The 10,928-nt window shown below is 62.8% G+C and carries 13 protein-coding genes and 1 pseudogene; 5 read left to right on the forward strand and 9 right to left on the reverse strand.

Going from position 1 to position 10,928, the window contains the following annotated elements:
• Positions 1–34: 34 nt before the first annotated feature.
• Together ACTCHC_RS06445 and ACTCHC_RS06450 are read right to left on the reverse strand one after the other, a co-directional pair.
• A complete protein-coding gene (locus ACTCHC_RS06445) occupies positions 35–295 on the reverse strand; it encodes a DUF6455 family protein (protein ID WP_463021656.1) in 261 nt (86 codons plus the stop codon).
• 85 nt (positions 296–380) lie between these two features.
• The gene (locus ACTCHC_RS06450) at positions 381–1,085 is read right to left on the reverse strand and encodes a M48 family metalloprotease (protein ID WP_463021657.1); all 705 of its coding nucleotides are present in this window, start codon (positions 1,083–1,085) and stop codon (positions 381–383) included.
• A 91-nt stretch (positions 1,086–1,176) separates the two neighbouring features.
• Between ACTCHC_RS06450 and ACTCHC_RS06455 the strand changes: the two genes are divergently transcribed.
• Positions 1,177–1,416, forward strand: coding sequence for a hypothetical protein (locus ACTCHC_RS06455; RefSeq protein ID WP_463021658.1), 240 nt, complete (start codon positions 1,177–1,179; stop codon positions 1,414–1,416).
• A gap of 8 nt (positions 1,417–1,424) precedes the next feature.
• On the opposite strand, the gene ACTCHC_RS06460 is transcribed toward ACTCHC_RS06455, so the two are convergent.
• A complete protein-coding gene (locus ACTCHC_RS06460) occupies positions 1,425–1,682 on the reverse strand; it encodes a DUF167 domain-containing protein (RefSeq protein WP_463021659.1) in 258 nt (85 codons plus the stop codon).
• A 119-nt stretch (positions 1,683–1,801) separates the two neighbouring features.
• On the opposite strand from ACTCHC_RS06460, the gene ACTCHC_RS06465 reads away from it, so the two are divergent.
• Together ACTCHC_RS06465 and ACTCHC_RS06470 are read left to right on the forward strand one after the other, a co-directional pair.
• A complete protein-coding gene (locus tag ACTCHC_RS06465; RefSeq protein WP_463021660.1) occupies positions 1,802–2,380 on the forward strand; it encodes a nitroreductase family protein in 579 nt (192 codons plus the stop codon).
• Positions 2,380–3,099, forward strand: coding sequence for an EI24 domain-containing protein (locus ACTCHC_RS06470; RefSeq protein ID WP_463021668.1), 720 nt, complete (start codon positions 2,380–2,382; stop codon positions 3,097–3,099). The genes ACTCHC_RS06465 and ACTCHC_RS06470 overlap by 1 nt, the downstream gene beginning before the upstream one ends.
• Here ACTCHC_RS06470 and ACTCHC_RS06475 read toward each other — a convergent pair.
• Both ACTCHC_RS06475 and mce read right to left on the reverse strand, forming a co-directional pair.
• Positions 3,032–3,325, reverse strand: a complete 294-nt coding sequence (locus tag ACTCHC_RS06475) for a DUF1467 family protein (protein ID WP_463021661.1) — start codon at positions 3,323–3,325, stop codon at positions 3,032–3,034. The two genes, ACTCHC_RS06470 and ACTCHC_RS06475, sit on opposite strands and share 68 nt — an antisense overlap.
• Entirely contained in the window at positions 3,325–3,729 is a 405-nt protein-coding gene (gene mce / locus ACTCHC_RS06480) for a methylmalonyl-CoA epimerase (RefSeq protein WP_463021662.1), read from the reverse strand. Before mce ends, ACTCHC_RS06475 begins: the two co-directional genes overlap by 1 nt.
• A 242-nt stretch (positions 3,730–3,971) precedes the next feature.
• Between mce and ACTCHC_RS06485 the strand changes: the two are divergent.
• Positions 3,972–4,187: pseudogene (locus tag ACTCHC_RS06485) on the forward strand (response regulator); the annotation flags it as partial.
• 360 nt (positions 4,188–4,547) lie between these two features.
• On the opposite strand, the gene ACTCHC_RS06490 reads toward ACTCHC_RS06485, so the two are convergent.
• From ACTCHC_RS06490 to aspS, 3 genes are all read right to left on the reverse strand, one after another.
• Positions 4,548–5,792, reverse strand: coding sequence for a DUF1501 domain-containing protein (locus ACTCHC_RS06490; protein ID WP_463021663.1), 1,245 nt, complete (start codon positions 5,790–5,792; stop codon positions 4,548–4,550).
• A 2-nt stretch (positions 5,793–5,794) separates the two neighbouring features.
• On the reverse strand, positions 5,795–7,174 hold the full coding sequence (locus ACTCHC_RS06495; protein ID WP_463021664.1) for a DUF1800 domain-containing protein: 1,380 nt from the start codon (positions 7,172–7,174) through the stop codon (positions 5,795–5,797).
• A gap of 97 nt (positions 7,175–7,271) precedes the next feature.
• Positions 7,272–9,044, reverse strand: a complete 1,773-nt coding sequence (gene aspS / locus ACTCHC_RS06500) for an aspartate--tRNA ligase (RefSeq protein WP_463021665.1) — start codon at positions 9,042–9,044, stop codon at positions 7,272–7,274.
• A gap of 247 nt (positions 9,045–9,291) precedes the next feature.
• Between aspS and ACTCHC_RS06505 the strand changes: the two genes are divergently transcribed.
• Positions 9,292–10,524: a class I SAM-dependent methyltransferase gene (locus tag ACTCHC_RS06505; RefSeq protein ID WP_463021666.1), complete on the forward strand. Its 1,233-nt coding sequence runs from the start codon at positions 9,292–9,294 to the stop codon at positions 10,522–10,524.
• 6 nt (positions 10,525–10,530) lie between these two features.
• Here ACTCHC_RS06505 and ACTCHC_RS06510 read toward each other — a convergent pair.
• The coding region (locus ACTCHC_RS06510) for a CPBP family intramembrane glutamic endopeptidase (protein WP_463021667.1) at positions 10,531–10,928 on the reverse strand (398 nt) is incomplete at its 5' end.

Consider the following 10,928-nt stretch of genomic DNA (forward strand, 5'->3'; position numbering starts at 1 on the left):
CGCCCGGTGGCATCGTTTGCCATATCGCGCGGCCCTAACGCGGCACCAGCGCCTGCAACAAATCGGCATTGCGGCAATAGTCGGGCGCGGCATCCATCCGCTGCCCGTCATTTTGCACCAGAAACTCCTGACAGGCCCCCGGCTCGCGGCAGCCGATACAGCGCTGAACAGTGTCATGCAGATCCTCGGGCGGCATCCGGCCCGACTGTTCTGCCAGATCAAGATCCGCACCCAGCGCCCCGGCCATCCGCCGCACCAGATCGGCGTGCTGGTCGTATTTCGACACACCTGCCATGTGTTGTCCTTCCCTGATATCGACATCATCAGGGAAGCATGGTGCGACCGTAGGAACCTTGATTCAGGTCAAACCACCACGGGCGTCACATCTGGGATGCCACCTGGTTGACGATCTGCTGGCGCTGGGCATTGGGCGGATGGCTGCCAAGAAAGCGATCACCCGGATCGGGGATGCGGGCGAAATATTCGGCGCCGCGCCGCGGATCATACCCGGCCTTGGCGGCGATGACGGTCCCCAGGGCATCGGCTTCCAGTTCCATATCCTTGGAATAGACGCGCGAGCCCACCGTGGCCCCGACCCGCTGGGCAGCATCAACCCCACCCCGGTCAAGACCGGTGGCGGTCGCCAGAACCCCGAACAGAACCCCGCCCACCACGGCCGTTTGTTGCTGTCGCCCGATGTGACCGCGGATGTGATGCGATGCCTCGTGCCCCATGACAAAGGCCAGTTCATCCTGGTTGCGGGTATCGGCAATCAGCGACAGCGTGAAGGTGATGACGGGACGGCCGGATTTATCAAGGCTTTGATAGGCATTGGGCTGTGCGCGGGGGTCCTGATCCACGACGATTGCAAAATTGCAGTTCGCATTCGGCGCGCGGGCACGGCATTCAGCCTCGGCCACGGGTTCGACGCGCGCCACCACGGCATTGAAGTTGCGGGCCGCTGTCTGGGCCGATATCGGCGCCACCGCAGATGGCGGCGCGGGCTGTGGCGGGCTGGTCGTCGGGCCGGTGGTCACGACACAGCCCGACAGGACTAGGGCGGCAAGCGGCAAGCCAAGGCGCATTCTGGGTCTCCGAACAGTTGTGGCCGCAAACTAGCAGCAGGTCGCGGCAAGGGCTATTCCCAAAGACACGAACCCGCGCTAGGCTCGCGGCATGTTTACAATCGAACACGATTTCGACGCCACCATCATCACCCTGGTCGATGAAGGGCCCGGTCATCTGCAGGAAGATGTGACCATTCAGGCCTTCGAGGAATGCGTAACCATCGAACAACTGGATACGCGCACCGATATGGTGCAGAAAATCACCCTGTCAAATGCCCAGTTGCGCGAACTGGCGGCGGCACTGGACCTGCCCGAAGGGGTATACCGGCTGCCGTCCTCCAAACCCTGAAAGGCCGGTTAGTCCGCTACCCGAAAGACCTTGTCGCGCGATGTGGCCCCGCGCACCAGTTCCAGCCTTGATTTCGGCACGCCCAGCGCGCGCGACAACACCTTGACCACCGCCGCCGTCGCCTTGCCACCCTCGGGCACTGTCGTGACATAGACCCGAACGATGTTATCCTGCCAGACCACAGCATTGCGCGCAGCCTTGGGCGTGACCCTGACCGCGATCAATGTTCCCGGCGTTGTCAGTTGTCGAAGGGCGGGGTCGGGCATCACGCGGCTTTCCTGGGGGCAGTGCCGACTTTATGGCGCGAAGACATCGCAATGCAAAGCCGCCCCCTTGAACCGTCGCGCAGAATGTCCGACATGGATCACGCAGGCAGGAGACACATATGCCCGATGCAAACCCCGCAGCGATGCAGTTTCTGCTGTCGCGCCGTTCACGCCCCGCCAAGACCTTGCGCGCCCCCGCACCCGACCGCGCGGCCCTGATGCCCATTCTGACCGCCGCCGCCCGCACCCCCGATCACGGCAAGCTGGAGCCATGGCGCTTTATCGTGCTGCAAGGCGCGGCTCTGCAACGGCTGGCCGTGCTGACACAGGCGCGCGGCAGGCAACTGGGGCTGGAGGAGACTGCCATTGAAAAGGCGCGCACAGCCTTTGCCGATTCCCCGCTATGCGTGGCGGTGGTGTCATCCCCGAAGCCGTCTGACAAAGTCCCGCCAGTCGAGCAGGTCTATTCGGCAGGTGCGGTCTGTCTGTCACTGCTGAACGCGGCGCTTGCATCGGGCTGGGGGGCCAACTGGCTGACGGGCTGGCCCGCCCACGACACGACGTTCCAAAGCCAGGCGCTGGGGTTGAATGCAGATGAAACCATCGCAGGCTTCATCCATATCGGCACTGAAACCGCCACCCCGTCCGACCGGCCACGCCCCGACCTGGCCGGCATGACACAATGGGTGGACGAATGATTTTCAATGATTTCCTGCGCGCGCTGGGCCAACTGACCGATGCGCGTTTTCAAAAGGTGCTGTGGCTGGGCGTCGGGCTGACCCTTGGCCTGCTGGCTGCAGTCACGGCAGTGTTCGCGGTCGTGATCGGCTGGGCCGTGCCCGATACGCTGTCATTGCCCTTTGTCGGTGATGTGCATTGGGTCGGCGGCGCGCTGTCCCTTGCGGCGATCGGCGTGATGCTGTTGCTGTCGGTCTTTCTGATGGTTCCGGTGGCCGCGGCCTTCACCGGGCTGTTTCTGGAAGACGTGGCCGCCGCGGTGGAAGAACGCCACTATCCCACCCTGCCCCCGGCGTCGAAAATCGGCCTGTATGACACCTTTCGCGACAGCGTGAATTTCTTTGGCATTCTTGTGGCGGTCAACGCGGTGGCGCTGATCTTCTACTTTTTCGTCGGCCCATTCGCGCCTCTGCTGTTCTGGGCCGTGAACGGCTATCTGCTGGGGCGGGAATATTTCCAGATGGTTGCGATGCGCCGACTGGGGCGTGACGGGGCAACCGCACTGCGCCGCCGTTATGGCGGACGGATCTGGCTGGCGGGCACATTGATGGCGATGCCGCTGTCAGTGCCGATCCTGAACCTGCTGGTTCCGGTGGTGGGTGCCGCCACCTTTACCCATCAGTTTCACCGGCTGCAGGCGCGTGCATCCGGTGCATCACGTCCAGATCGCGCACGCTGATCACGCCCGACAGGATAACCCCGACCACCAGCAGCCACAAAGGCACCGCAATCAGCGTGACCAGCCGCGCGATGCGTTTGGGCTTGAAATCGGCCGGTGCGCCCGCATGGGTGCCCGGTACGATCTCGCCGGCATCGCCCTGTGTGCGCAGCCGCAGCGGCAGCACGATGAACAGTGTCATGAACCAGATCACCGCAAACAGGACGATCGCCGAAGTGATCGCCATCAGACCTGCTCCAGCTCGACCAGGCAGCCGTTGAAATCCTTGGGATGCAGGAACAGCACCGGCTTGCCATGCGCACCTATCTTGGGTTCGCCATCGCCCAGAATGCGTGCGCCTTCCGCCCGCAGCTTGTCGCGCGCGACCAGGATATCATCCACCTCGTAACAGATATGGTGGATGCCACCGGCGGGATTCTTTTCAAGAAAACCTTTGATCGGGCTGTTATCGCCCAGCGGATACAGCAGTTCGATCTTGGTATTCGGCAATTCGATGAAGACCACGGTCACGCCGTGATCGGGTTCGTCCTGAGGCGCACGCACGGTGGCCCCCAGCGTTCCGGCATATTGCGCGGCGGCGGCTTTCAGGTCCGGCACGGCAATGGCGACATGGTTCAGGCGGCCGATCATGGCATGCTCCTTGGCTGGTTCGTTTCGCCGGTTATGCGGTGCAGCGCCCTGCACGGCAAGGGGCACCATGTCGCGTTTACCAAAGATTAGCACCTCACCCCTTAACTCGGCCCAAGGAGAGTAGCATGGCCGACAACATGATACAGCTTGCAACGGGGCGCAGCGGCCGGGCAGACCGGCCGCTGGCGGGCCTGACCATTCTGGCCGTGGAAGACAGCCGCCACGCGTCCGAAGCCTTGCGGATGCTATGCCTGCGATCGGGGGCACGATTGCGCCGCGCCGATTGCCTGGCCTCGGCCCGGCGTCACCTGTGCGGCTATCGGCCCTCGGTGGTGATCGTCGATCTGGGCCTGCCGGACGGGGCCGGTGAAGACCTTATCGCCGAACTTGCGCGCACCACGCCGCGCAGCGCCGTTCTGCTGGGCACCAGCGGCGATGATGCCGGCCGGTTCCGGGCGATGGCGGCAGGGGCCGATGGTTTTCTGGATAAACCCGTGACCAGCCTGGCCCTGTTTCAGGAAGCGATCCTGGCGCATCTGCCCGGCCTTCGTCCGGCCCTGCGCGCACTGTCTTCCGACAGCGTCGACCCCGACCCGCTGGCGCTGCAAGACGATCTGCGCCGGGCCGCCGATCTGTTGCAATCTGATCAGGCCGACACCCGATATCTGGCGCAGTTTCTTGCCGCGCTGGCCCGCACCACGCGCGATCAGGCTCTTGAACGGATGGCGCGCGCCCTGTGGCAAGACGGCGGCGCGGCGCGGCCAGTTGATCAATCTGATCAGGGCGCGTATCGACAATACCGGATAATCCCGGCGCGCTCAGACGATGATCCCGCCGATACCGGCCATATCCAACCCCGGAAAAACCGCGCCTTCCAGCACGGACCTATCCAACCCGAACAACCCCTGCATGGCCGCCGCGGCATAGGCGCGCACATCTGCTGTGGGCATAAGATCGCGCCCCTTGTAGAGATCGCCATCACGCAGCCCCGGCCAGTTTGTGTAAACCCGCCCGCCGCGCACCGCTCCGCCCGCCAGCACCATCGCGCCCCCGGTGCCATGATCGGTGCCATTCGTGCCGTTCTGGCGCGCCGTGCGGCCAAATTCGGTCATCGCCACCACTGCAGTCTGTCCCCAGACCGGACCCAGCCCATCGCGCAGCGCCAGAATGGTTTCGGCCAGCGTTTCCAGCGGTGCCTTCAGCGTGGCCTTCTGGTTTTGATGCGTATCCCAGCCATTGATGGAAAACGCGGCGATCCGGGTGTCCATGCGCAGCCGGCTGGCGGCGAAATCGGCAACCTTGAGATGGTCCTTGCCCTTTTGCGCCTGCGCCATGGCCTGCATCATCCCCGGCGCGCCGTCTTCCGCCACGGGGGCGTCGACGGCAGCCATATTCAGGCTTTGGGCGATATCAAAGGCCTCGGCCACCGCATCGCGAAACAGCGGGTCATCATGGCTGATCCGTTCCAGCAACCGCTGCGCCTGCGGCGACAGATCCAGCCGCGCATCAGGCGCCCAGCGATCGACCGGCGCGGGGCCTTTCAGCACCAGCATTTCGTCCTGACCGATGGCAAAGGCGGTTTCCGCCTGCACACCCGGCACCGCCTGCAACATCCGGTTCAGCCAACCATCGCGCACCGAGCTTGCCGCCAGATCGAAACCTGTTCCAGCCTCAAGCAGATCCTGCCCGTCGAAATGGCTGCGCTTGTCGCGGTAAGGCGTGGATACGGCATGGATGAACCCCAGTTCGCCCCTGTCCCACAGCCCGCCCAGCGGCGACAGCACCGGATGCAGGGCGAAAAATCCGTCCAGATCGCGTGCGCCGCCCGCTTCGCCAAAAGGCAGGTTCGGCCGCAGCCCAGCCAGCGCCGGATCACCATAAGGCTGCACCACGTCCAGCCCGTCCATCGCGCCGCGCAGAATTATGACCACCAGCCGATGTTCCCAGGGGGCCGCGGCCAGCGTCACCGGGGTAAGAAACGGCGATGCCGCCGCCGAACAGCCTAGCGCCGCCGTGCGGATCAGAAAACCGCGCCGCGACAAGGTGGATGCAGAACCGGCCATGCTCATCTCCGTTGAAATTGTGGCGCGCTCAGAACCAGCCCGAGCCCGACCCCACGGGTTTCGGCGGCGGCAGCGGCGAACAGAAGATCATCATCGGCCCCCGGTCCGACCACGGCGGCAACGAATGCGCGCGGGTCCGGCAGATCATCCAGCAGCAGCCCGGGCGCCGACATCGCCCATTGAATGCGCGCCGCCATGCCTTGCGGGGTGATCCAGTTTTCGGCAGCCTCGGGCAAACCATCGGGGCCGCGCGGGCGTTCCCAATCCTGCCCCATCAGCCGCATCGGATATTGAAACAGCAGGGCTGTCTTGCGCCATCCCAGCGCCTGTATCCGATCCGCGGAAACATCCAGCGCCCGCAGCCCCGCACCAAGAAAATCAAAGGGCTGACGTGCCTTGTGCAAGACCGGATCCCAGGCCGCGGGATGATCAAGCATCGCGCCATAACAGGCCATCAGATCGCCATCGCTGTCCATGAAGGCCGCCGTGATGTGATTGACCAGCCCCGGATCGGGAGCGTCCGCCACAAAATGTGTGGCCAGCTTGCCCGCGATATGGCGCGCGGTGTCGGGATGACGCGCCAGATCATCCAGCACCGTATGAATATCGGCCAGATCTGGCGCATCGCCGCCATATTGCACGCCCAGAACAGTTTCCACGCCCGGTTCGGCGAAGTTGGGCTTGAACACCATGCCTTCCCCGTCGCGGCTGGACAGGCCGGTAAACAGCTCGGCCAGTTGACGCACGTCATCCTGACCATAGCTTCCGCCAACCCCCAGCGTGTGCAACTCCAGCACCTCGCGCGCCAGGTTTTCGTTCAATCCCCGCTTACCACCCTGCGCCGCCTTGGCCTCGGGGCCGACCGACTGGACCTGATCCAGATAGACCAGCATCATTTCATGCGTGACCGCCGCCCGCAAAAGCTTGCCGAAAGAACCTGTCATATTGGGGCGGATCGCCGTTTCAACATAGGACGACACCGCGAAAGGCAGAACACCGCCCTTGCCCCGCACAGTGAAGTGATCGGCCCAGAACCGGGTCAATCGTTCGCGCAACCCGTCATGTGTCAGCGCCGCGCGGCGCAAGGCAGCGTTCAGACTGTCCATCTGGCCTTGCCGCGCCTGGCCAAGAAGGTTTTTGTAATCTTCCACCACCTGACCGGCCTGCGCCCCGGCACCGGCCTCGCGGCGGGCGCGGCGTAATTCCTTGGCCCGCTCCTGCAGGGGCAGGAACGTGTCATAGACCGGGATAGGATGCGCCCGCGCCATCTTGTCGGGCCCCGACAGACGGCTCAGCATGTCGCGCATATCTGACGGCGCATCGCGCCCCGGCCCAAACCCGGTTCCGAACCTGACTTCGGCCAATCTGGAGTCAAATGTCACGCCCGCCACCCGCTGCATTGCCGCTTACAGCAAGATAGCATGCGGCAAGCACGATTGGACCCGCCGCGCGGGTCACAATCTGCGGATCGGCGGATAATCACTCAGGTGCGATCACCCGCAGCGACAATTCGCGCAGCTGTTCGTTCAGCGGCTCGGAGGGTGCGCCCATCATCAGGTCTTCGGCGCGCTGGTTCATCGGGAACAGGATCACCTCGCGGATATTGGCCTCATCCGCCAGCAGCATGACGATGCGGTCGATGCCGGCGGCACAGCCCCCATGCGGCGGCGCGCCGAACTTGAAGGCGTTGACCATACCGCCAAAGCGTTTGTGAACCTCTGCCGCCGGGTATCCGGCCAGTTCGAACGCCTTGAACATGATCTCGGGCTTGTGGTTGCGGATGGCGCCCGAAATCAGCTCATAGCCGTTGCAGGCCAGATCGTATTGATACCCCAGCACTTTCAGCGGATCGCCCTGCAAGGCGTCCAGCCCGCCCTGGGGCATCGAAAACGGGTTGTGGGAAAAGTCGATGCTGCCGTCATCGGTTTTCTCATACATCGGGAAATCGACGATCCAGGCAAAGGCAAAGCGGGATTTGTCGGTAAGGCCCAGTTCCTCGCCGATCACGGTGCGCGCACGGCCCGCGACGGGTTCGAATTGCGCAGGCTTGCCGCCCAGGAAGAAGGCCGCATCGCCGACGCCAAGGCCAAGCTGCTGGCGGATCGCCTCGGTCCGTTCGGGGCCGATGTTCTTGGCCAGCGGGCCTGCGGCTTCGGTGACACCTTCAACTTCCCGCCAGAAAATATACCCCATCCCCGGCAGGCCCTCTTTCTGGGCATAGGCGTTCATGCGGTCGCAGAACTTGCGGCTGCCACCCCCCGGCGCGGGAATAGCGCGAATTTCGGTGCCGTCCTGTTCCAGCAATTTGGCGAAAATGGCAAAGCCGGACCCGCGGAAATGGTCCGACACGTCCTGCATCCTGATCGGGTTGCGCAGGTCGGGCTTGTCGGTGCCATACCATTTGGCGGCATCGGCATAGGAAATCTGCGGCCAGTCGGCATCAACTTTGCGCCCGCCGCCGAATTCCTCGAATATCCCTGAAATCACCGGCTGGATGGTGGCGAAAACGTCGTCCTGCGTGACAAAGGACATCTCCATGTCCAGCTGATAGAAATCGGTCGGGCTGCGGTCGGCGCGCGGGTCTTCGTCACGGAAACAGGGCGCGATCTGGAAATATTTGTCAAAGCCCGACACCATCAGCAATTGCTTGAACTGCTGGGGGGCCTGGGGCAGGGCATAGAATTTGCCCGGATGCAGGCGGCTTGGCACCAGAAAATCACGCGCGCCTTCGGGGCTGGAGGCGGTGATGATCGGGGTCTGATATTCGCGAAAACCCTTGTCCCACATCCGCCGGCGCATGGAGGCCACGACATCGGATCGCAGCTTCATGTTGTCCTGCATCGCCTCGCGCCGCAGATCGAGGTAACGATAGCGCAGGCGGGTTTCCTCGGGGTATTCCTGATCGCCGAACACCATCAGCGGCAGTTCTTCGGCGGCACCCAGAACCTCGATATCGCGGATGAAGACCTCGATCTCACCGGTCGGGATCTTGGGGTTGATCAGCGAGGCGTCGCGGGCCTTCACCTCACCGTCGATACGGATGCACCATTCGGACCGCACCTTTTCCACGGCGGCAAAGGCGGGGCTGTCGGGGTCGGCCAGAACCTGGGTAATGCCGTAGTGATCGCGCAGGTCGATGAACAGCAACCCGCCATGATCGCGCACCCGGTGCACCCAGCCCGACAGGCGGACGGTCTGGCCGACATGGGCCGTGTTCAGATCGGCGCAGGTATGGCTGCGAAAGGCATGCATCGGGCGTCCCCCAAGGGTAAAATCAACAGTCCGCGCCGATACACCCCCGTCAGGGCGCAAAGTCAAGGGAGGGCATGTCCCCACAGGCGCGGAACAACCACAATGGACGGACGTTCACAAATGTAGACAGGTGTTAAAAAATTCTTAAACTCTGTCGCAATGGAAGAGAAACCTGCGCGATCTGGACGGCGTGCAGCGCATGTTGATGAAGTTATTCGGCGGGCGGCAAAGCCCGAAGGGGGCGGCAATGTGGAACCGTGGACTGGACGCCATGCTGGGCCAGATGGTGCAGAAGGGCAGGCTGGAGCTGACATGGCCCGACGGCAGCACGCGCAGCTATGGCCAGCCCGACAGCCCGGTGATCCGCGTCACCATGAATGACCCCGACCTGCCGCGCCGTATCATGCTCAATCCCGATCTGGCGGTGGGCGAGGCCTATATGAACGGCCACCTGACGATCGGTGATGATGACCTGTTTGGTTTCCTGGGCATGCTTCTGGCCAACCTGCGCGCCGGGCACAGCCACTGGATATTGAAACTGGATGCCTTGCTGCGCCGGATGATGCGGCGGATACGTCAGTATAACCCGGCCAGCCGCGCCCGTCAGAATGTCGCCCATCATTACGATCTGTCAGGCGAGTTGTATGACCTGTTTCTGGATGAAGACAAACAATATTCCTGCGCCTATTTCCGGTCGCCCGACGATACACTGGAGCAGGCACAAACCCAGAAAAAGGCCCATATCGCGAACAAGCTGCTGATCGAGCCGGGAATGCGCGTGCTCGATATCGGCTGCGGCTGGGGCGGCATGGCGTTGACACTGGCGCGTGATTATGGCGCACAGGTGCTGGGGGTCACGCTCAGCCAGGAACAGCACAAGATCGCCACCCAGCGCGCACGGGAGGCCGGGCTGTCCGACCGGGTGGAATTCCGCCTGACCGACTATCGCGATGTGAACGAGACCTTTGACCGGATCGTGTCGGTGGGCATGTTCGAACATGTCGGCGTGCCGCATTACCGCGAATATTTCCGTCATGTGCATGACAAGCTTACACCCGATGGCATCGCCCTTATCCATACGATCGGGCGCACCGAACCGCCGGGCAGCACCAGCCCCTGGATTCTGAAATACATCTTTCCCGGCGGCTATATCCCGGCAATGTCTGAAACACTGGCCGCAATCGAAAAGGAAGAGCTGGTCACCACCGATGTCGAGGTCTGGCGCCTGCATTACGCCGAAACCCTGCATTGCTGGTATGAACGGTTCATGGCCAATATCGACAAGGCCCGCGCCATTTATGATGAAAGGTTTTGCCGGATGTGGCGGTATTATCTTTTGGCCAGCGAACAATCCTTTCGCCAGAACCACCATGTGGTTTTCCATTTTCAGCTGGCGCGGCGGCAAGATGCCGTGCCGCTGACGCGCGATTACCTGTATGCCGGTCAAAACCAGATCACGAACCAGCGCGCCGCCGAGTGATCGGGTTCAGAACGGGCGGGTCACATTACCGGAATAGAAAAACATGCCCATTCCCAGGGTGAACAGCACCCAGCCCGCGACGGCGTGCAACATGACTGCCAGCACGAAACTGCGCCGCATCACATAGGCCCAGGAAAAAATCACCCCGCCCGCGAAGGTCATGACAAGAACGACCCAGTTCCAATACATCAGATGGGCCAGCGAAAACACCACCGCATTCATCGCGATCGCGGCATATCGGCCCTGTGGCAGCAATATTCCATAGCGACGATAGAACAGCGGCCGATAGACCAGCTCCTGCGGCAATGCCGACAAAAGCGGGTATAAAATAATGACCAGCCCCAGCAGGACCGGATTTTGCAGCGCCAGACCGAACAGCCCGTCCGGCCGGGTCGACAGGATGA

It is taken from the genome of Actibacterium sp., from assembly GCF_055134745.1.